Source organism: Rhizobium fabae (genome assembly GCF_003985135.1).
Lineage (GTDB): Bacteria > Pseudomonadota > Alphaproteobacteria > Rhizobiales > Rhizobiaceae > Rhizobium > Rhizobium pisi.
The window spans coordinates 48,575-69,568 of the sequence record NZ_ML133662.1 but is presented as its reverse complement, the minus strand read 5'-3'; the positions used below and the strand labels follow the sequence as shown (position 1 = coordinate 69,568).

20 protein-coding genes are annotated in these 20,994 nt (G+C 62.0%); 9 read left to right on the top strand and 11 right to left on the bottom strand.

Annotated features, from left to right (window positions below; translation table 11 throughout):
• Window positions 1–284 precede the first annotated feature (284 nt).
• Both EFB14_RS29175 and EFB14_RS29170 read right to left on the bottom strand, forming a co-directional pair.
• Window positions 285–1,484 carry an FAD-binding protein gene (locus EFB14_RS29175; RefSeq protein ID WP_126830082.1) on the bottom strand — a complete coding sequence of 400 codons (1,200 nt, stop codon included), beginning with the start codon at window positions 1,482–1,484 and terminating at the stop codon, window positions 285–287.
• Window positions 1,481–2,920 carry an FAD-linked oxidase C-terminal domain-containing protein gene (locus EFB14_RS29170; RefSeq protein ID WP_125843859.1) on the bottom strand — a complete coding sequence of 480 codons (1,440 nt, stop codon included), beginning with the start codon at window positions 2,918–2,920 and terminating at the stop codon, window positions 1,481–1,483. Before EFB14_RS29170 ends, EFB14_RS29175 begins: the two co-directional genes overlap by 4 nt.
• A gap of 146 nt (window positions 2,921–3,066) precedes the next feature.
• On the opposite strand from EFB14_RS29170, the gene EFB14_RS29165 reads away from it, so the two are divergent.
• Window positions 3,067–3,963 (top strand): LysR family transcriptional regulator, encoded by an 897-nt coding sequence (locus EFB14_RS29165; RefSeq protein WP_126830080.1) that lies wholly within the window; start codon window positions 3,067–3,069, stop codon window positions 3,961–3,963.
• 13 nt (window positions 3,964–3,976) lie between these two features.
• Here the strand turns inward: EFB14_RS29165 and EFB14_RS29160 are convergent, their stop codons facing one another.
• Window positions 3,977–4,828, bottom strand: a complete 852-nt coding sequence (locus EFB14_RS29160; RefSeq protein ID WP_126830078.1) for a LysR family transcriptional regulator — start codon at window positions 4,826–4,828, stop codon at window positions 3,977–3,979.
• Window positions 4,829–4,961: 133 nt separating this feature from the next.
• Between EFB14_RS29160 and EFB14_RS29155 the strand changes: the two genes are divergently transcribed.
• The gene (locus EFB14_RS29155; protein WP_126830076.1) at window positions 4,962–5,957 is read left to right on the top strand and encodes a zinc-dependent alcohol dehydrogenase family protein; all 996 of its coding nucleotides are present in this window, start codon (window positions 4,962–4,964) and stop codon (window positions 5,955–5,957) included.
• A gap of 17 nt (window positions 5,958–5,974) precedes the next feature.
• On the opposite strand, the gene EFB14_RS29150 is transcribed toward EFB14_RS29155, so the two are convergent.
• Complete coding sequence (locus EFB14_RS29150) at window positions 5,975–7,132, bottom strand: adenosylhomocysteinase (RefSeq protein ID WP_126830148.1); 1,158 nt, start codon at window positions 7,130–7,132, stop codon at window positions 5,975–5,977.
• Window positions 7,133–7,231: 99 nt separating this feature from the next.
• Entirely contained in the window at window positions 7,232–8,143 is a 912-nt protein-coding gene (locus EFB14_RS29145) for a LysR substrate-binding domain-containing protein (protein WP_126830074.1), read from the bottom strand.
• A gap of 230 nt (window positions 8,144–8,373) precedes the next feature.
• Between EFB14_RS29145 and EFB14_RS29140 the strand changes: the two genes are divergently transcribed.
• The 5 genes from EFB14_RS29140 (at window position 8,374) to EFB14_RS29120 (ending at window position 13,870) form a co-directional block, all read left to right on the top strand.
• The gene (locus EFB14_RS29140) at window positions 8,374–8,904 is read left to right on the top strand and encodes an NUDIX hydrolase (RefSeq protein ID WP_126830072.1); all 531 of its coding nucleotides are present in this window, start codon (window positions 8,374–8,376) and stop codon (window positions 8,902–8,904) included.
• Window positions 8,905–8,967: 63 nt separating this feature from the next.
• A complete protein-coding gene (locus EFB14_RS29135) occupies window positions 8,968–10,467 on the top strand; it encodes an inorganic phosphate transporter (protein ID WP_126830070.1) in 1,500 nt (499 codons plus the stop codon).
• Between the two features lie 143 nt (window positions 10,468–10,610).
• Complete coding sequence (locus EFB14_RS29130; RefSeq protein ID WP_126830068.1) at window positions 10,611–11,348, top strand: 16S rRNA (uracil(1498)-N(3))-methyltransferase; 738 nt, start codon at window positions 10,611–10,613, stop codon at window positions 11,346–11,348.
• A 145-nt stretch (window positions 11,349–11,493) separates the two neighbouring features.
• A complete protein-coding gene (locus EFB14_RS29125; RefSeq protein WP_126830066.1) occupies window positions 11,494–12,867 on the top strand; it encodes a glutamate--cysteine ligase in 1,374 nt (457 codons plus the stop codon).
• A gap of 157 nt (window positions 12,868–13,024) precedes the next feature.
• Window positions 13,025–13,870 (top strand): DUF937 domain-containing protein, encoded by an 846-nt coding sequence (locus EFB14_RS29120; protein ID WP_126830064.1) that lies wholly within the window; start codon window positions 13,025–13,027, stop codon window positions 13,868–13,870.
• A gap of 186 nt (window positions 13,871–14,056) precedes the next feature.
• Here the strand turns inward: EFB14_RS29120 and EFB14_RS29115 are convergent, their stop codons facing one another.
• A complete protein-coding gene (locus EFB14_RS29115) occupies window positions 14,057–14,359 on the bottom strand; it encodes a YjiS-like domain-containing protein (RefSeq protein WP_125843850.1) in 303 nt (100 codons plus the stop codon).
• A gap of 203 nt (window positions 14,360–14,562) precedes the next feature.
• On the opposite strand from EFB14_RS29115, the gene EFB14_RS29110 reads away from it, so the two are divergent.
• On the top strand, window positions 14,563–15,519 hold the full coding sequence (locus tag EFB14_RS29110; protein ID WP_126830062.1) for a LysR substrate-binding domain-containing protein: 957 nt from the start codon (window positions 14,563–14,565) through the stop codon (window positions 15,517–15,519).
• A gap of 6 nt (window positions 15,520–15,525) precedes the next feature.
• On the opposite strand, the gene EFB14_RS29105 is transcribed toward EFB14_RS29110, so the two are convergent.
• The 3 genes from EFB14_RS29105 to EFB14_RS29095 form a co-directional block, all read right to left on the bottom strand.
• A complete protein-coding gene (locus tag EFB14_RS29105; RefSeq protein ID WP_125843848.1) occupies window positions 15,526–16,167 on the bottom strand; it encodes a TetR family transcriptional regulator in 642 nt (213 codons plus the stop codon).
• Between the two features lie 323 nt (window positions 16,168–16,490).
• On the bottom strand, window positions 16,491–16,907 hold the full coding sequence (locus EFB14_RS29100; protein ID WP_126830060.1) for an MAPEG family protein: 417 nt from the start codon (window positions 16,905–16,907) through the stop codon (window positions 16,491–16,493).
• Window positions 16,908–17,054: 147 nt separating this feature from the next.
• Entirely contained in the window at window positions 17,055–17,810 is a 756-nt protein-coding gene (locus EFB14_RS29095; RefSeq protein ID WP_126830057.1) for an SDR family NAD(P)-dependent oxidoreductase, read from the bottom strand.
• A gap of 92 nt (window positions 17,811–17,902) precedes the next feature.
• Here EFB14_RS29095 and EFB14_RS29090 point away from each other — a divergent pair, with 92 nt between their 5' ends.
• Complete coding sequence (locus EFB14_RS29090) at window positions 17,903–18,820, top strand: LysR family transcriptional regulator (protein ID WP_126830056.1); 918 nt, start codon at window positions 17,903–17,905, stop codon at window positions 18,818–18,820.
• 7 nt (window positions 18,821–18,827) lie between these two features.
• Here the strand turns inward: EFB14_RS29090 and EFB14_RS29085 are convergent, their stop codons facing one another.
• Together EFB14_RS29085 and guaB are read right to left on the bottom strand one after the other, a co-directional pair.
• The gene (locus tag EFB14_RS29085) at window positions 18,828–19,382 is read right to left on the bottom strand and encodes a hypothetical protein (RefSeq protein ID WP_126830054.1); all 555 of its coding nucleotides are present in this window, start codon (window positions 19,380–19,382) and stop codon (window positions 18,828–18,830) included.
• Between the two features lies 1 nt (window position 19,383).
• Window positions 19,384–20,868 (bottom strand): IMP dehydrogenase, encoded by a 1,485-nt coding sequence (gene guaB, locus EFB14_RS29080; protein WP_125843844.1) that lies wholly within the window; start codon window positions 20,866–20,868, stop codon window positions 19,384–19,386.
• Window positions 20,869–20,994 lie beyond the last annotated feature (126 nt).

Sequence of the window (20,994 nt, the reverse complement as noted above, 5' to 3'; positions counted from 1 at the left end):
CTAACGGAGCCTCCGCATTGGGAGGATTTCGGGGATTGTGCTTGGGATACCCCCCTCTGTCCTGCCGGACCCGGGGTCCAGCCACAGGTCTAAACCCGTCCTTCGGATCCCCACAAGGGGGGAGATCGGATGGGGGAGATGGCTTCCCCAAACAACTCGGGCAGTGCAACTCCGACGCGGCAGCGTGGGAGCCATGGTCCAACCTCTTGTCAATCTCCCCCCTTGTGGGGGAGATGTCCGGCAGGACAGAGGGGGGTAATCCGCGCGCAGCTTCATCTTCTCCCTCACCCCATCTTCCCCGGATTGAATATGCCGGCCGGGTCGAATTTCTCCTTCACCCGACGCGACAGCATCGCCACCGCCTCAGGCTCCGGATGGAAGGCTGACGTGACCGCCCTCGCCTCAGCCGATGCACGGATCAGCGTCGCATGGCCGCCGCCGAGCGCCTTGATGAAGCGACGGACCAGTTCCGCTTCGGGGCCGGCCTCCATCCGCATCCAGACGAGGCCGCCCTGCCAGTCGTAGAAGGCGTCGACGCCGGCTTCGAGGCGAAGGGCCGCGACCAGCTGATGGCCGGTACCGGGAGCGACCGAGACGCGCCAGACCGGCCGCGTCGTGCCGTCGGCATAAGGCAGCACGTCGCGGATTTCCTGCCATAGCCTACGGCTTTCCGGCTGTTCCAGCCGCGTGACCTTAGCGAAGGCGGACATTACCGCCGCAAGCTTTTCGACGCGCACGTCGACCGAGCCGACCAAGCCCTCGATGCGCAGAACCGTCGCCTCGCCCTCGGGCAATTTGCCGGCGAGGAATTTCCACGTCACCGTCAGCGGCAGATGAGCGGCACCCGAGACCTCCACCGGCAGTGCCATCGCCACCGCCATGGCGTTTGCCGCTTCAGCGTCGTTGAGGCCCGACAGAACCACGGTGCACTCCGTCTTCGGGCGCGGCGGCACGCGGAAGGTGACTTCGGTGAGGAAACCCAGTGTGCCATACGAGCCGGCGATCAGCTTGACGAGATCGAGACCTGTGACATTCTTCATCACCCGGCCACCGGCCTTGATGACTTCCCCCTTGCCGTTGATGAAGCGTACACCGAGGAGGCTGTCGCGAGCAGCGCCCGCAATGAGGCGGCGCGGGCCGGAAACATTGGCGGCGAAGACGCCGCCGATTGTCGGCTCGCCCGACCTGCCCATAACCGGGCGATGGTCCATCGGCTCGAAGGCGAGCATCTGGCCACCTTCGGACAGCGCCGCCTCGACCTCGGAAAGCGGCGTACCCGAGCGGGCTGTCATGACCATCTCGCCGGGATTGTAGACGACAATGCCGGAAAGCCTGGTCGATCGCAGCCGGTCTTCGGCGGAAACGGCATTGCCGAAACCCGACCGCGTATCGCCGCCACAGACCGCGAGCGACCGGTTCGTCGCCGCATGTGCGAGGACGATCGCCGCTGCCTGTTCCTCGCTAGTCGGCATCAGATCGATCATACGGCGGGACGCCCTTCGAGCGGGAAGACCTTGGAAGGATTGAGGATCCAGCCGGGATCGAAGGCGGCGCGCACCGCCATCTGCTGGGCAAGATCAGCCTCGGAATATTGGTGCCGCATCAGGTCGCGTTTCTCGATGCCGACGCCATGTTCGCCGGTGAGGCAGCCGCCGGCATCGACGCAGAGCTTCAGGATATCGTTGCCCGCCGCCTCGGCGCGGGCGGCATCCTCCGGATCGTTGGCGTTGAAGAGGATCAATGGGTGCATATTGCCGTCGCCGGCGTGGAAGACGTTGGCGACGCGCAGGCCGTAATGGTCGATGATCTCGGCCGTCCGCTTCAGCACATGGGAAAGCTGGCTGAGCGGCACGGTGCCGTCCATGCAGATATAATCGGCGATGCGGCCGGTGGCGCCGAAAGCGGATTTGCGGCCCTTCCAGATCAGCGCCGCCTCGGTCGCCGACTGGCATTCGCGCACGGTCTTGACGCCGTGCCGGCGGGCGATCTCGACAATGTCCTTCAGCGTGGCGTCCATTTCCGCTTCCGAACCCTCGACCTCGACGATCAGCAGCGCGCCGACATCGAGGGGATAGCCGGCATGGGCGAAGGCCTCGCAGATCTCGATCGCCGGCTTGTCCATGAATTCGATCGCAACGGGAATGATGCCGGCGGCGATGACATCGGCAACGCAGGCGCCAGCCTCCTCTGAAGCTTCGAAACCGAAGAGCACGGGGCGCGCGCCTTCCGGCTTGGCGATCAGCCGCACCGTTGCCTCGGTGACAATGCCGAGCTGGCCTTCGTGGCCACAGACTAGGCCGAGCAGGTCATAACCTGCCGCATCCAGCGCCTTGCCGCCGAGTTCAATCACCGTGCCGTCGACCAGCACCATTTTGACGCCGAGCAGGTTGTTTGTGGTGACGCCGTATTTCAGACAGTGGGCGCCGCCGGAATTCATGCCGATATTGCCGCCGATAGTGCAGGCGAGCTGAGAACTCGGATCGGGCGCATAGAAAAAGCCGTCTGCGGAAACGGACTCGGAAATGTTGAGATTGGTGACACCGGCCTGAACCACGGCGACGCGGTTCGGCAGGTCGATCTCGAGGACACTGTTCATCTTCGACAGGCCGAGCACGACGGCATCCTCCTGCGGAATGGCGCCGCCGGAGAGCGAGGTGCCGGCGCCGCGCGGCACGACGGGGATGCCGTAGCGATGGCAATAACGCATGATCGCCGAAACCTCTGCTGTCGTGCGTGGAAGAGCGACGGCAAGCGGCAGGCGACGATAGGAAACGAAGGCATCGGTCTCGAACGGCACCAATTCGCGCGCCTCATGCACCAGGCATTCCGGCGGCAGGAGGTCGGTCAGATCGGCAACGATCTGGGCTCGGCGCACCAGGACATCGGCGCGCGGGGCGAGAAACGAAATGGCGTCGGACATGGCGTTCTCCCTGGCCCTGACGACGGAAAATGACAGCGGGAACTGGCCCGCAAACCTTCCTGCCGCGGCCAACCGGCTTAGCACTTTCCCGAAAGCGGCGCAAATGCTAAGCACTTATGCCTAAAGGGGAAAAAGTCGCAAACCTCATGACCAATCTGGGTGATCTCGAAATCTTCGCCAAGGTCGTCGCAACAGGAAGCATGTCGCTGGCAGGGCGCGCGCTCGGCTTTTCCCCGGCCGTCGTTTCCAAGCGGATCAAGCGGCTGGAGGATCGGCTCGGCACCCGGCTTCTGCAGCGCACGACACGGCAGATCTCGCTGACGGAAGCCGGACAGGGTTTCTATGACCGCGTTCTCGGCATTCTTGCCGGTTTGGAGGAGGCGGAATTCTATATTTCCGGCCGCTCGGCGCAGATGCACGGCACGCTGAAGATCTCGGCGCCGACCTCCTTCGGGCGCATGCATATCGCGCCGCATCTGAAGGCGTTCATGGAGGCGCATCCGGGGCTTGCGATCAACCTGGTGCTGACGGACGAATTCTCAGACATCGTCGGAGGCGGCTTCGATCTGGCGATCCGCATCGCCGAGCTGACCGATTCGAGCCTCGTCGCCCGCCGGCTGGCGCCGGTGCGCCGGCTGCTCTGCGCCTCGCCGGATTATCTTGCCGCGCATGGCGAGCCCAGGCATATCGACGAGCTGAAGCACCATCGATGCCTGCCGGCGCACAATAACGACACCTGGCGGCTGAATGGACCGGATGGAATGCTCAGCCTCAGGCCGGAGGGCATGCTGATCACCAATTCCAGTGAAGTCATCCGCGAGGCGGTGATTGCCGGCCTCGGGATTGCGCTGCGCTCCACCTGGGACATCGGCGAAGAGCTCAAGGCCGGCCGGCTGGTGCAGGTGCTGCCGGCCTATGAGGGCTCGCACAATGTCGCTCTCTCGGCCGTCTACCCCAGCCGGCAGTTCTTGCCGGCCAAGGTACGGCTGTTCATCGACTATCTAGCAGAGCTTTATGGCCCCGTTCCCTATTGGGAGCGCTGATGGCAGCGCCGGTTCAGCGCGCCAGCCTCTCGATGACGAGATTCAGCAGGGCGCGCAGCCGCGCAAGGCGCTTCATGTCACGGTGATAGCCGACAAAGGTGTCGCGGCCGGGTGGCGGCTCACCGAGATCGACCAGTTCGATGGCCGCAAGCGAATCGCCGAGCGGCCGCGGCAGGACGGCGAGCCCGGCTCCATTGGCACAGAGTGCCGCCTGCACGTCGCGGCTGTTGCTGCGCATGACGATGCCGGCCCGCGGCAGCAGGCGCTGCAGCCAGCCGACATCCGGCATGTCGCCGAAAGCCTCGTCCATGGTGACGAGACGGGCGCCCAAGCCGTCGCCTGCTTCGGGGTGCGGCGCGCCGCGTCTGATGTAAAGGCCGTATTCGATGTGGATGAGCTTGCGCGATATGACCTCCGCTTCCGCGAAGGGCTGGATGCGGAAGACGAGGTCGGCTTCGCGTCGCGACAGGCTGAGAAGCCGGCTGTCGGTCAACAATTCGACCACCACCTTCGGATGGACTTGCGAGAGTTCCGCCAGCACCGGCGACAGCACATGCGCGCCGAACCAATCGGATGAGGACAGCCTGAGAAAACCATCGAGCTGACGGCTGCCGCCGGCAAGGGCGCGCTCCATGGCGAGCGCCTCCTCCTCGATGCGTTCAGCGCCGGCGAACACGGCACTGCCTTCGTCGGTCAGGACGAAGCCGTCCGTCGTGCGCTGAAAAAGCGTCTGGCCGAGAGAGGCTTCAAGGGCACGCAGCCGCCTGCCCATCGTCGGCTGCGTCAGGCCGAGACTGCGGGCTGCAGCCCCCAGCGTGCCGAACCGGGCGATCGCCAGAAACAGCTTGAGGTCGCTCCATTCCATCGCTCGTATCCGCCAAACAAAAATGCATGGACTTCAGTCGTTATCTTTCATTTTCATTCGCATCTCAATGCACCATCTTTCTTCCAGGCCCATTTGCGGGTGCCTGCGCCCCCACTGCGAACGAAGGAATTCCATGCCTGTACAATCAACGATGAAAGCGTTGCTGTCGGAAGCACCCAATTCGCCATTGCGTCTTGCCGATATTGCAAAACCGACGCCCGGCGAAGGCCAGGTTCTGGTGCGCATCAAGGCAAGTGGCGTCAATCCGCTCGACCTCAAGATCCGGGCCGGTAATGCGGCTCATGCCCGCCATCCGCTTCCGGCCATCCTCGGCATCGATATGGCCGGTATCGTCGAAGAGATCGGGGCCGGCGTCGGCGGCTTCGGCCGCGGCGATGCGGTCTACGGCATGACCGGCGGGGTCGGCGGCGTACAGGGATCGCTTGCCGAATTTGCAGCCGTCGACGCCACGCTGCTGGCGCCGAAGCCGCAGAATCTGTCAATGCGCGAGGCAGCCGCCCTGCCACTGATCTCGATCACCGCCTGGGAGGGGCTTGTCGACCGCGCCGGGGTCAAGAGCGGCCAGAAGGTTCTTGTGCTCGGCGGCGGCGGTGTCGGCCATATCGTCGCTCAGATCGCCAAGGCCGCCGGAGCCGGGGTCTATGTCGTCGACGGCGCCTCAAAGGCCGACTATCTCGCCGGTCTTGGCGCAACGCCGATCGATCGAGACGCGGAAACGGTGGAAAGCTATGTCGCAAGACATACTGGCGGCAGCGGGTTCGATCTGGTCTACGATACGATCGGCGGCCACGGGCTCGATACGGCGTTCCGGGCCGTCAGCCGGTTCGGCCATGTCGTGAGCTGTCTTGGCTGGGGAAGCCACGCGCTGGCGCCACTCTCCTTCAAGGCAGCCACCTATTCCGGTGTCTTCACGCTGCTGCCGCTTCTGACTGGCGAGGGACGCGCCCATCATGGCGAGATCATGCGGGAGATGACGAAGCTCGTCGAAGCCGGCAAGGTGGCGCCGAAGCTCGACAGGCGCCGCTTCACCATTGCCGATGCCGATGAGGCGCATCGGCTGATCGAAACCCGGCGGGCAGATGGGAAGCTCGTCATCGAGATCGACTGATCTCAATGGCGAGAGAATTAGCGCGCGAGATCGAGGTAGGCGTTCGCCACCATCGCATCGATATCCCTAGGCACAGGCACGACGCAGGATTGGGAACCGGCCTCGCCTCTGGCGATGCGTTCCAGGCAGCGGGCCTGAAGGGTGAAGCCGAGATCCATTGATTCGACGGTATTGCCGAGCGGCCGCGGCCCGGCGAGATTGGCCATGTGGCCGCCGCCGAGCACATGGAAGGAGCGGCCGTCGCTCAGATGGAAGGTCTCGATATGATCGGCCTCGTAGCGATCGATGCCGACGACATCGGGGTGGCGGCGAAAGGCCTCGACATCGATCTCATGCGGGAAATGGCCGCCATTCATCAGGATCGCACCGTCCTTGACGAGCGGCAGGTCGGCGGCCGTCACGATGCCGGCAAAACCGGTGACTGTGACGAGGATATCGGCAGAGCGGATCGCCTCGTCGCGCAGCGGCGTGACGAAACCATCGAGATGGGCTTCGAGCGTCGTCACCGGATCGATATCGACGACTCTGACCGACGAAAAGGCATTGCGGAAGCAGGCGGCCGTGCCCTTGCCGCAGGCGCCATAGCCGAAGACCGTCACGCGTTTGCCGTTGGTGGAGCGATTGGTGAAACGCAGATAGCTTTCGAACAGGCTCTGGCCGACGGCATGCCTGTTTTCTGCGAATTGTTTGATCGGGCTGTCGTTGATGACGAGGATCGGCATGTTCAGCCGCTCGCGCAGCGGCAGCAGGCGCGTTCGGCCCGAGGTCGTCTCCTCGGTGCCGCCGAGGAGATTGGCATAGGGTTTATCCGCCGCGATGGCGAAGAGATCGCCGCCATTGTCGAGCAGCAGATCCGGTTTTTCTGCGATAACCGCTTCAAGGCTCTGATGATGAGCGGCGGGATCGGTCGTTTGCGTCGCAAAGACCGTGATGCCCTGCGCGCGCAGGAACTCGACCGTTGCAGGCTGGGTGCTGTTGAGGTTGCCGGTGCAGACGAGGCGCGCCCCGCCGGTGCGAAGCGTCATCAAGAGCGCCACCGTCTTCGGTTCCAGATGGATGCCGGTACCGATCGACAGGCCCTCGAAAGGGCGCGTGCGCTCGAATTCTGCCCCTATGGCCTTGAGCAGCCGGCAGCTGCGGCCGATCCAGTCGATGCGGGTTGCGGTCTGTTCCATCATCTCTTCCCCGTTGCCTACGTTTGCAAGGTTTCTAGCGGAGCGGCAGGGCTACGAATATGGAACTAATTCTGGCGAAGGAACAGAAAATCTGCCCTTTCAGACTGAGGCCCCTGAACGGAGCAGCCAGCCGGACAAGGCGGCAAAGGCGGGCCGTTTCGCATCCGGCGTGCGACAACAGAGGCTGTAACCGGACGGCCGGGAGATGAAACCGTAGGGCGCGACCAGATGCCCGCGCTCGAGATCGTCCTCGATCGAGGCACGCGGGGCAAGAGCGATGCCAAGCCCGGAGCGGGCAGCCCCCAGCGCCAGTAACAGATCCTCGAATTCCTGCCGTCTGGAAAAGGCGACCGGCGGCGTACTGCTTTCGGCGAACCATTCGTCCCAGAGCTTCGGTACGCTGCGGCTGATGAGCACCGTCAGCGCAGCCATCGCCGCCGGGTCCCGGGATAGTGGCTTGGCAAGCGCCGGCGTCGCGACCGGGCCGAACTCGTCCTCCATGAACCGCAGCGCGGTAATCCCTGCGGCCGGCCGGTATTCTCCACCCATGATTACAGCGTCCAATTCCGGGTGCATCTGCAACGGTTCGACCACGGTCATCGGCACGATATCGACCGCTATGTCGCCGAGACTGGCCTGCATATTGGCGACACGCGGCATCAGCCACCAGACCGCGAAGGCGGAAGGCACGCCGAGACGGATGCGGCCCGGCGCAACACCTTCGAGCTCGGAAGCGGCACGCTGGAGGATATCGAAAGCCGCACTCGCAGCCTCGGCAAAAGCACTGGCCTGCAAGGTCGGGACGAGCCTGCGGCCGCCACGCGTGAAGAGCTTGAAGCCGAAGTGATTCTCCAGCGTGGAAATCTGCTGGCGGACGGCGCCGCGCACCACGCTCAGCTCTTCGGCGGCCTTCAGAATACTGCCGTGACGGCAGACGGCCTCAAAGGCGCGGACGGCGTTGAGCGGTGGAAGGCGCATGATGACCACATTCACAAAATCATAGTGGATCACTATGATCTTGCCATTGATCCAAAGGCAACATCACGCCATATTGTACAGCTGTGCAACATGACGCATTCGGGACAGGGTGCGGCGATTTTATGAGCCTGCCCCAGCTCGATTTTTCCTATGAAACAGCGATCAAATCGCGTTTCGGAGTGTCTGCGGCTTTGGATTGTGTAAGCTTTCTATGATACACGTATATAAGTGATTCCTAACAACTGCTAAAGGTGACCCGACAATTGACTCTTCTCGCCCGACTGGCTTCCGACGTGCAACTGATGTTCCGGCGTCCGCCGCGACAGCAATATGGTGCGATCTGTTACCGGGTGAAGAAAAAGAGCGGTGACGTCGAGGTTCTCCTGCTGACGAGCCGCGACACCGGTCGATGGGTCATTCCCAAGGGCTGGCCGATGAACGGGAAGTGCGCCCACGAGGTCGCCGCGCAGGAAGCCCTTGAAGAAGCCGGCGTCCGCGGCACGGTCGAGACGGAAACGCTCGGCGCCTACACCTATCCGAAAATGTTGCGCGACGGAGTGCAGGTGATCTGCAAGGTGCAGGTCTATGCGCTCGAAGTCACCGACATGGCGAAAAACTTCAAGGAAAAGGGCGAACGTACCATCGAATGGGTCTCGTTCGACGAAGCAGCGGGCCGCGTGCACGAACCGGAACTCCGTCGCCTTTTCCTTGCCTTCAAGCAAAAGATGACCGACAAGCTTGCGGTCAAAGCGGTGAAGCAAATTCCGGCGGCAAAGCAAATTTCAGCGAAATGAATCCTGCCATCTTGCACTGCTAGAAAAGCAGCGTAGAAGCAGAACCATTCCCTGGGATAAAGAATGCCGCCACGTCCCGCAGTCCTCACGAAACGCACGCTCGACAAAGATCTCGAGAAGCTCACTCGTGCCGAGGACGCTGCCAAACATGTCTTGCGACAACTGGTAGCGCCCGGTCTCGGGTTGATTTTTCTCGGTCTGGCCATGCTGTTTGCCGGCGTCTATGTGTTTGATCGACCGGGAGCCGTGCTCGTCGTGGCGGCGGCAGCGCTTGCCGGCTACATGGCGATGAATATCGGCGCCAATGATGTGACCAACAACGTGGGCGCGGCCGTCGGCGCGCGCGCCATGACGATGGGCCAGGCACTGGTCATCGCTGCGATTTTCGAAATCCTTGGCGCCACGATCGCCGGCGGTGAGGTGGTCAAGACGATTTCCTCTGACATCGTCAATACCGTCGAAGTGCCGCAGGCAGCACTCGGCTGGATCATGATGGCGGCTTTGATGGCGGCAGCCCTCTGGATCAACCTCGCCACATGGATGAACGCGCCGGTTTCCACCACCCATGCGATCGTCGGCGCGGTAATCGGCGCCGGCATCGGCGCCGTCGGGCCGGAGCCGGTGAATTGGCGGGTGATGCTGGAAATCACCGCGAGCTGGATCACGTCGCCGCTGATCGGCGGGCTGATCGCAGCCGGCCTGCTCTATCTCGTCAAGACCCTCATCGTCTATCGTGACGACAAGATCGCAGCGGCGCGGCACTGGGTGCCGGTGCTGGTCGCGATGATGGCCGGCGGCTTCATGGCCTATATGGTGCTGCAGTTGACGCCCCACGGCCGGTTTCCCTCTTTCACGATCATCCTCATCGGGATCGGCATCGGCCTGGTAAGCTGGCTCTCCGCCCGGCCGCTCATCCTCAGGCAGGCGGGCGATCTCGAAAACCGCAACAGCTCGCTGCGCGTATTATTCCGGCTGCCGCTGATCGGTTCCGCGGCACTGCTTTCCTTCGCGCATGGCGCAAACGACGTTTCGAACGCCGTCGGGCCGCTTTCGGCAATCGTGCATTCAGTCGGCATCGTCGGTGGCGACGGCGCCGGGCATCCGCCGCTCTGGGTGATGCTGATCGGCGCCTTCGGCATCTCCGTCGGCCTGCTGCTCTTCGGCCCCCGCCTCATTCGCCTCGTCGGCGAGGAAATCACCAAACTCAATCCGATGCGGGCCTATTGCGTCGCGCTGTCGACCGCTTTCACCGTCATCGTCGCCTCCTGGTTCGGCCTGCCGGTCAGCACCACCCATATCGCTGTCGGCTCCGTCTTCGGCGTCGGCTTCTTCCGCGAATGGTACACCCGCCATTCGAAGCGTCGCATCGCCTATATCAGGCGCAAGGCGGAGAGCTTCGATATCGACGAGCCGGAAGATCCGAATATCCACGAGACGCGGCGGCGCTATCTCGTGCGCCGCTCGCATTTCATGACGATCGTCGCCGCCTGGATCGTCACCGTGCCTGTTTCGGGAGCGCTTGCGGCAATGATTTATTGGGTTATGTTCGCGCTCTTCGTCTAACGCGCGTCGCGATCTTTCAGATCAGCGTGCCGCGCTTTAGGTCTTTATTTTCTAGCATGTCTCGGCAAAAGCGTTTCACGCTTTGCCTGGCAAAACCGCTGCACGCTTTTGCGAGACATGCTTCAGGACTCCGAGTTTTTCGAATGCGCGCCAATTTCCGCATGCAACGGCTTTTCGTCGACGCGCCGCTTTCCAGCGGCGCAGTCATCGAGGCGAATGCCGATCAGTTCAACTATCTCGCCAATGTGCTGCGGCTGGAGGAAGGGGCAGAAATCCTGATCTTCAACGGCCGCGACGGCGAGTGGAAGGCTGCCCTCTCCTTCCCCACGCGCAAGCGCATCCTGCTGGCCGCAGCCGAAGAGACGCGGCCACAGCCCGCGCCCTGCGACCTGCATTATCTCTTTGCGCCGCTCAAGGTCGGCCGCATGGATTATCTCGTGCAAAAAGCGGTCGAGATGGGAGCCGGCCTGCTGCAGCCGGTCATGACCCAGCACGTGCAGGGCAAGATCACCAATCTCGACAAGCTGCGCGCCAATGTCGTCGAGGCGGCGGAGCAATGCGGCATTCTCGGCATTCCTGAAGTCGCCGAACCGACGAGGCTTTCCGACCTGCTCGACCGCTGGCCGAAGGAGCGCCGCATCATCTATTGCGACGAAGGCGATGCCGGGCAAAACCCGCTGCCGGTGCTGTCGGCGATCAGGGAAAGGCATCTGGCCCTGCTCGTCGGGCCGGAAGGCGGCTTTTCGGAGGAAGAACGCGCGCGGCTTCGAAGCCTCGATTTCGTCACCGCCATTCCGCTCGGACCGCGCATCTTGCGGGCCGATACCGCAGCCGTTGCGGCGCTGGCAGTGGTCCAGGCGGCGATCGGCGACTGGAACTAAGGTCGAAACGGGTTGACATGGAAATCGCTGCTGTTTTTTTGATGCGTCGTTGAAACAATTTCACTTGCAACATACGTGGCTTGGGTCCTAATCACCTTCCAATTGCCCGCCCCCTGGGCGCCTTTCCGGATACAGGTACCCCCGCATGGCCCGCGACACTACCGACCAGACGCCACTTTCTTCGGTCCAGGAACTGACCGACTATCTCGCCGCGGGCAACAAGCCGCGGGAGCGCTTCCGGATCGGCACCGAACACGAGAAATTCGCCTTCTTCCGCGCCGACAACAGCCCGGTTCCCTATTACGGCGATGCCAGCATTTCCGCCCTGCTCACCGGCTTGCAGAAGAAGTGCGGCTGGGAGCCGATCACGGACGGCGGCAACATTATCGGCCTTGCCGAGCAGAACGGCATGGGCGCGATCTCGATCGAGCCCGGCGGCCAGTTCGAATTGTCCGGCGCGCCGCTTGAGACGATCCACGAGACCTGCAGGGAATCGAACCAGCATCTGGCGACGCTGCGCGAGATCGCCGAGCCGATGGGCATCCGCTTCCTCGGCATCGGCGGCAGTCCGAAATGGACTTATGCGGAAACTCCGCAAATGCCGAAATCGCGCTACGAGATCATGACCCGCTATATGCCGAAGGTCGGCACCAAGGGTCTCGACATGATGTACCGCACCTGCACGATCCAGGTGAATCTCGACTTCTCCTCGGAAGCCGACATGCGCAAGAAAATGCGCGTCTCGATGAAGCTGCAATCGCTGGCGACCGCCCTCTTTGCATCCTCGCCCTTCACCGAAGGCAAGCCGAACGGGCTGCTCTCCTGGCGCGGCGATATCTGGCGCGATGTCGATAACCGGCGTTCCGGCCTGCTCGATTTCACCTTCCGCGACGATTTCGGCTTCCGCGACTATGCCGAATGGGCGCTCGACGTGCCGATGTATTTCATCGTCCGCGACGGCCACTATCACGACTGTACCCATGTCACTTTCCGCCAGTTCATGAACGGCGCATTGAAGGGCGAGGTCGCCGATCCGGCGCCGACGATGGGCGACTGGACGAACCACCTGTCCACGCTCTTCCCTGACGTGCGGCTGAAGCGTTTCCTCGAAATGCGCGGCGCCGACGGCGGGCCGTGGCGGCGCATCTGTGCGCTTCCGGCTTTCTGGGTCGGGCTGCTTTATGACGATGCAGCGCTTGAGGCCGCGGACGAACTGACGAAAGACTGGAGCTTTGCCGAGGTCGGCGTCCTGCGCAATGCCGTTCCCGCCGAAGGATTGAAGGCTGAGTTTCGCGGCCATCCGCTTTTCGACGTGGCGCGCGAGGTGGTCGGCATATCAAGGGCCGGCCTCAAGGCCCGCGGCAAGCTCAACCGCGAAGGCCAGGATGAGAGCATCTTCCTGGCGCCGCTCGACGAGGTGCTCGCCAAGAAGGCGACGCTCGCCGAGGATCTGCTGGCTCTTTATAATGGCCGCTGGAACGGCTCGGTTGAGCCGGTCTTCGAGGACTATCAGTACTGAGCCTGCTCCGGGTTCCTATTGCACAATGCCGGGCGGAAAACCGCTGCGGTTTTTTGCTGGAATCGCTTTAAGCTCTTCTGGCAAAAAGCCGTTTGCACATTACCATTTCCGGATATAGTGACGTGACACGCGTCACGACTCGGGGAAAGGGACTTCCATGCTGCCACTCTTCGATATGATGATGCAGGCGCAGAACGGCGCGGCGATGGAGGCGGTCGCCCGGCAGTTCAACCTGGCGCAGGAACAGGCGACCAAGGCGATGGCGGCGCTGATGCCGGCTTTTTCCGCCGGCCTGAAACGCAGCACCAGCAACCCTTACGATTTCGTCGGGCTGATGCAGGCCGTCGCCTCCGGCAACTACGCACGATATTTCGAGGATATGAGCCGGGCCTTCACGCCGGAGGGCATATCCGACGGCAACAACATCCTTGCCCAGCTTTTCGGCTCAAAGGAGGTTTCGCGCGCGGTGGCCGCCCAGGCCGCGCAGATGACCGGGATCGGCCAGGAGATTTACAAGCAGATGCTGCCGGTGCTGGCCGACACGCTGATGGGCGGCCTCTTCAAGCAGACGACCGGCCAGATGGCTTCGCCGGTCAATCCCTTCGTCAACACGGCGATGGGCGAGACGATTCAGAAATGGCTTGAGAGTACCGGCTTCGCGCCGAAGCCGAAGGCGCCGGAACCCAGCATCTTCGACAATCCCTTCACGCAGGCGATGCAGGGGATGTTTTCGACGCCGAAGCCGCAACCGGCAGCTCAGCCGAACCCCTTCCTCGACAATCCCTTCGCCAAAGCCTTCCAGGAGATGATGGCCGGACTTGGCCAGCAGCCGGCGGCCAAGACGCCGGAAGCGCCGAAGGAAGAGGCGAAAGTCAATGCCGACAGCTATGCCGACATGCTGAACGCCATGTTCGACAGCGGGCTCGAAGTGCAGAAGAGCTACCAGAAGAACCTGGAAATGATCTTCGAAACCCATCGGCCCAAGCCCTCCTCTGAAACCTAGCGCCGCGCGTCTTTTCAGACGCGCATCAAGGACGTTCTAAATCGTGGCGCGGCCTTTCCGTTTTGCCAGCCGCGCGTTAGCTCTTGGTTTAGCCATAAAAAAACCCGGAGATGGCTTGGGAAAAGCCGATCACCGGGTTAAGCGGCAGGGCTATTGGCTATCACCCTGCGGGGAAACTCGACGTTCCTACTCGTCGTAGGAACGCAGGAGCGACGGCAGGCGCCAGCGATTACGCGCCGAGCGCGTCAGGTGTTCCGACGGGTCCTCGAAGAAGGTCGACGCCAGGAACGCAGAGGTTACGTCGGCCCGGGTGAGGCCGATATCCCTCAGCTGAGTGTCGCTCAGATCATGCAGCCTGTTGATCTCCATGCGATTGCGGAACACGCGAAAGAGGGAGGCCAATGGAGCGAGGCCTGCCACCAGACGCTGGGAAAACGTCGGGGTAAGCTTGCTGCAGTCGAGTTCTAGTGTTCGGTCTGTCATGCGCATCGAACTCTCCTTTCTTTCGGGCGCGCAACAACCTGCCCCTCCCGCGAGGTCATACGGGAAGGAGCAAGGTTGAATCGGCTCGGACAGGCAGGGCGTCTGTCCTTCACTTTGCTTGATTTGCATCCCGAAGATGCCAAAGACCTATTGATCAGTCCAACGAATGTTTCTAATGATTATCATCAGCTATCTTTATGGGTGAAATCATGGCCGCGCCTCTTGATCTCGACCAGTTGCAGACTTTCATCGCCATCGTGGACTCCGGCAGCTTCACCAAGGCGGCCGACAAGGTCTACAAGACCCAATCGGCCGTCTCCATGCAGATGCGCCGCCTCGAGGAGCGTATCGGCAAGCAGCTGTTCATCAAGGATGGACGCGGCAACCGGCTGACGGTCGAGGGTGAAAAGTTGCTAAACTACGCCCGGCGTATCATCCGCCTGAACAACGAGGCGATCGCCGCCTTCGACGATAACAGGCTGGAGGGGACGCTGCGGATCGGCACGCCGGACGACTATGCGGACCGCTACATGCCCGAAATCATCGGCCGCTTCGCCAAGACCCATCCGAACGTCGAGCTCTACATCGTCTGCGAGCCTTCGGTGGATCTTGCCGAGCGCATGCACAAGGGAGAGCTCGATATCGCGCTCGTCACCCACAATCCGCGCGAGCGCATGTCCGATGTGGTGAGAACCGAGCCGCTCTGCTGGGTGGGCTCAGCCAACCACCCGATCCGCGACGACGCGCCGGTGCCGCTTGCCGTCGGCCGGCGCGATTGCCAGTGGCGCCAGCTTGCCTGCTCGGCGCTCGATGCTGTGGGCCGCGAACATCAGATCCTGTTCACCAGCTGGTCCTGCACCGTCGTTGCCGCTGCCGTGCTCGCCGGCATGGCGGTTTCGGTGATGCCGGAATCGGCACTGCGAACCGGCATGAAGGTGCTGAGCCAGGCAGACGGCTTTCCGGCGCTGCCGCCGGTGCAGATCGGCATCATGAAGCGGCCAGGCGTTTCGCTCTCGCTGATGAACGCCATCACGGCACATATTACGGCCTGCCTCGACAATATCACCCCTGCCGTCGTCGACGACAACCTCGAGGCTGATGTCAAATCCGCCCAGGCCCGGCTTTACCCGCGGCTGAAAGCCGCCAACATGGTGCCGAGCTGGTAGAAGCGCTCAGGCGGCGTTCTGTGCGGTCGCTGCGAAAAGGGAGGCGCGGATGACGCGCTTCCACTCATCGAGCATACGCCGCGCCAAGGCCTCTTCGCTCACGGCGGCAAGGCGAATGACGGCGCCGATCAGATGGCTGAAGAGGTAAGTGCGCGCGTACATCTCTTCGTCGCAAAGGTCGGGGGCCAGGCCGCGGACGGCGTCATGGAAAATGCCGGCAACGCGGCCGCTATGCTCGATGTTCAGCTGCAGCAGATCCTGATCCATCTCGGTGCCCATCCAGACGCCGAGATAGACGGGATCGTTGCGATAGGATTCGTAATACCAGTCGATCACGGTGCAGACGCGGTCGAGCGCCTGATCGAGCGACCGCACATCGACGAACATTGCCGCCATCTTTGCCTGGATCGCCGAGGCGTGCTGGTCGAACAGGGCTTTGACGATCGCAGCCTTCTCCGGGAAATATTGATAGACCGAACCGATCGGCACCTTGGCGGCGACGGCAAGTTCCGTCATCCGCATGGCGCTAACGCCCTTCTTTGCAATAATCCTGGCGGCGGCGGCGAGAATGAGATCCAGCCTCTGGATACTGCGCTCCTGCTTCGGCTTCCTGCGCAGTCCTATGCGATCCATGCTTTCGGCGCCCATATCGTTCCCATTTTTATCGTTTTTTTCGCGACGGAAGCGATCTGCCAAACCGGCGCATCGGCCGGATATGACATGCAAGCCTTCAACGGCGGTAAACGGAAACGCTCGCATTTTAACGATTGGCAAAAGCGCAGATCAAAGCATATCGCGTTAATTGATCCAGTATCCGATAGACCTGAAATAGTTGTAATATTCTTTGGTAAAGAAGAGACCGCAGACGTCATCGCCCCTGATGAGCGACGGCAAAACGCCAGGTCACGTGCGTTCCGGCAACGTCTTGGATTTGTCCGCAGCTACGGGACGATGCGGTTTCTGCGGCAGCGTCAACTCGCTGCCATCCAGACGGCAAGCCACACCCACATCGCAGCGAGCACGATGTAGCCGGCGGCAAAGATCGGGCTGCGATAGCGCAGGTCGTTGCTGGTAACGTGGACGGCTGCATGGGCATAACGCAAAGCGACGAAGGCCCAGGCCAGGACGCCGGCAACGACATTATCCGCCTCGGTGATATAGAGAAGAACGCAGCAGGCATAGAACAGCACCGGCAGCTCGAACTGGTTGGCGAGGCAGTTCTTGACGACCAGGCTCTCGGCCGGCTCATCGCGATTTTCGCAATAATCCGATTTCGCGATCTTGCCGGCACGGATCATTTTTGCGCGCCGCATGCCGAGAAGGGCATAAAGACCATAGACCAGGGCCACATGGGCAAGGAGTGGCCAGAAGATTTGATAGCCGGTCATATGGTCGTGTGCCTTTCCGCTTTTGCCGTCGTCGCGAGCAGTAGCCGAAAGGGAAACCGGATACCAGCGCGGCCTAAGATCGCAGAGACGGGCGGGATTCCAGTGTCGGCGGCCCGCCGTCAAACATTGGCGGGCCGCCGGATTTCATCACACCTGCGCGGCGCCGCCGTCGGCGAAAAGTTCGATACCGGTGACGAAGCTCGAATCGTCGGAAGCAAGAAAGAGTGCGGCGGCGGCGATCTCTTCGGCGCGGCCGACGCGCCCCATTGGCACCTGCGTTGCGAGATAATCGAGCAAGCCCTGCTGCTGCACCGGATCCTTGCCGGCGAGTTCGACGAGACCGGTTGTCTTTGTAGAACCGGGGCTCAGCGTATTGATACGAATGCCGCGATCCTTGAGATCAAGGATCCAGTTGCGAGCGAAGCTTCGTAACGCGGCCTTCGAGGCGGCGTAGACGCTGAAGGCCGGAGTACCGGTCGAGCCCGCCGTCGATCCCGTCAGGATAACCGATGAGCCCTGACCGAGCAGCGGCAGCGCCTTCTGCACGGTGAAAAGAACGCCTTTCACATTTCTGTCGAACGTGTCGTCATACTGCTCTTCGGTAATTTCGCCGAGCGGCAACATCGAACCACCGCCGGCATTGACGAACAGCACATCTATCCGGCCGGCTTCGGCTTTCACGCGTTCATAGAGCCGGTCAAGGTCGGCAAGCTCTGCGGAGTCCGCCTGGATGCCAACAACCTGGCCCCCTATTTCCGCTACGGCCGCGTCGAGCACGTCCTTGCGCCGGCCGGTCACGAAAAGCCGGGCGCCTTCGGCGGCGAAACGCTTGGCAGTGGCAAGGCCGATGCCCGATGATGCGCCGGTAATCACTGCGATCTTTCCACTCAATCTCTGCGTCATTGTCGTCTCCTGTTGTTCGACCAAGGCTGAGATATGGACGCAGGGAACGTTTCGAAATAGAAAGAAATGAAAGCTATCATTACAGGAATGAAATGACGAAATTTCCGGATTTCGAAGGCCTCGCAATGTTCGCCAAGGTGGCCGAAGAGCGTTCTTTCGCTCGCGCCGCCAGGACGCTCGGTGTATCGGTGCCTACCGTTTCGCGGGCTGTCAGCAGGCTGGAGGAGAGACTTGGCGCACGGCTCTTCAACCGCACCTCCCGGCAACTGGCGCTGACGGATTTCGGCTTGCGATTGGTCGACAGTGCCTCGCGGCTCTATGCGGAGGCAGAGGCTGCGGAAAATGCAGCGCGCGAGCTGTCCAGCCGACCGCGGGGACTTATCCGGCTTGCCGTGCCGATGGCTTTCGGCACACGCTGGCTGGCGCCGATCCTGCCCGATTTTTTCGACCTCTATCCCGATATTTCTATCGACCTGCATATGAGCGACGCCGTCGTCGACCTGGTGGGAGACGGTTTCGATGCTGCCCTGAGAATTGCCGTTCTGCCGGATTCCTCATTGGTCGCCCGGAGGCTGGCAGCGGTCGCTCCCTTCATTCTCGCTGCACCTGCGTACCTCGATAGATACGGCACGCCGCGACATCCGCGCGAGCTTAAGGCCGATCATTGCCTAGGGTACGCCTATCGGCCGCGCCAGGACATCTGGCGCTTTCGCAATAAGGCAGGCGAAGAGGAAGTTGTCGTGCCGGCCGGTCCGTTGCGCTCCACCAATTCGCAAGCCTTGATTCCGATGGCGTTGCACGGCCTTGGGATTGTAGAACTGCCGGAATTCATGGCGCACGAATATCTCGCCGATGGCAGGTTGAAAGCGATCCTCACCGACTGGACGCTGCCGAGCGGAGCACTCTATTTCGTCACGCCCTCTGCCCGGGCTCGGCCTGCGAAGGTGGAGGTGCTCTCGGATTTCATGGTGGCGCGACTTTCAAATCCGACGTGGCGGTGGACAGGCTGATAGCACCTTAGTCTTCACGCGGTGAGAGCCATCGGGCGATGGCAAGCCGGGCGATGACGATGAAGCAGATGGCGAGGCTTGCGAATTTCAGCCGCGTCATCCACGGCAAAATGTACATCGCAAGCGTTGCGGATGCGCCGCCGCCGAAGGCGATCAGGCTCGAGATGTTCTCGCCATAGTCAGCAATGCCGTAAAGGAAAGGCAGCAAATAGACCGCCATAGCGACGAGCGGATGCAGTGACCGGCCGAACCACGAGCCGACAGGTCCAAGCTTGAGGAAGGCAAGGAACAGCAGCGCCGTCAGCAATGCCGGAAAGATCAGCTCCGGTCCGAAATACATGGCGCGCAGCAGCCTGGTCGCTGTTTCGTTCTCATCGAGCAGCTTCTGCATGTGGAAGACGGCCGATTTGTCATAGCCGGCAAAATAGGTGTCGAGCACTGCTTGTCCGGTCTCGTGCTTGAACGGAACGACGAAGCCGAAGGTCGTCCAGGCAAGTACGGCCAAGCAAAGGGCTGCGAGCAGCGCGACGACCCAGAGGGGAATCCCGCTGCTCGCTTTCATGTCAGAGGCCGGCGCCCGGATAATTCGGGCTCTCGCGGGTGATCGTCACGTCATGAGCGTGGCTTTCGCGAAGCCCGGCGCCGGAGATGCGCACGAAGGTCGCCCGCTCCTGGAAATCCTTGATGTCCTTTCCGCCGACATAACCCATGGCCGCCTTGAGGCCACCGGCCAACTGGTGGACGACGGCCGAGACCGGTCCCTTGTACGGCACCTGGCCTTCGATGCCCTCCGGAACGAGCTTTAGCGTGTCGCGCACCTCCGCCTGGAAATAACGATCGGCCGAACCGCGGGCCATGGCGCCGACGGAACCCATGCCGCGATAGGCCTTGAACGAACGTCCCTGGTAGAGATAGACCTCGCCCGGGCTTTCATCGGTGCCTGCCAGCAGTGAGCCGATCATGACGGCGGAAGCGCCGGCAGCGATCGCCTTGGCGAGATCGCCCGAGAACTTGATGCCGCCATCGGCGATGACGGGCACGTCCTGATCCTGTGCCGCCTGGACCGCCGACATGATGGCAGCGAGCTGGGGAACGCCGACTCCGGCGACGATGCGCGTCGTGCAGATCGAACCCGGCCCGATGCCGACCTTGACGGCGTCGGCACCTGCATCGATCAGCGCTCTCGTGCCGTCATAGGTGGCGACGTTGCCAGCCATGATGCGCACCGAGTTGGAAAGCTTCTTGACGCGGGTGACGGCATCAAGGACGCGCTGCGAATGGCCGTGGGCGGTATCGACGACTAGAAGGTCGACACCGGCCTCGATCAGGCGTTCGGCGCGTTCGAAACCGTCATCGCCGACGCTGATGGCGGCAGCGGCGCGAAGCCTGCCCTGCGCATCCTTGGAAGCATTCGGGTTCAGCTGCGACTTCTCGATGTCCTTGACGGTGATGAGGCCGACGCAGCGGCCTTCAGTATCGACCACCAGGAGCTTCTCGATGCGATGCGAATGCAGCAGGCGCTTGGCTTCCTGCTGATCGACGTTCTCCTTGACGGTGACCAGATTGTCTTTGGTCATCAGCTCGTGGATCTTCTGCTCCGGATCGGAGGCGAAGCGGACATCACGGTTGGTCAGGATACCGACGAGGCGGCCAGACTTTTCGACGACGGGAATGCCCGAGATGCCGTGCGATTTCATCAGGCCCAGCGCTTCGGCGAGCTTCGCATCGGGGCCGATGGTGACCGGATTGACGACCATGCCGCTTTCGAACTTCTTCACCTGGCGGACCTCTTCGGCCTGCTCAATCGGCGTCAGGTTGCGGTGGATGACGCCAAGGCCGCCGGCCTGCGCCATAGCGATCGCAAGCCGGCTTTCGGTGACGGTATCCATGGCCGAAGAGAGGATCGGGATGTTGAGATCGAAATCCCGGGCGATGCGGGTGGAGATGTTCGTCTGGCCGGGCATGACCTCTGAGTGACCCGGCTGCAGCAGCACGTCGTCGAAGGTAAGCGCGTCCGCGCCGGTTGCCGTTTCAATGATTCGTGCCATGGCCAAATTCCTTCGTTAAAGAAAAATGCGACCTGGTCGGGAAACGAATCGTCCGCTCCGCGGTCAGCATTGAGTTGCTTGGAAGTTGGCGAGGGCTGGTAACACGTCTATGACAGGAAGGAAATA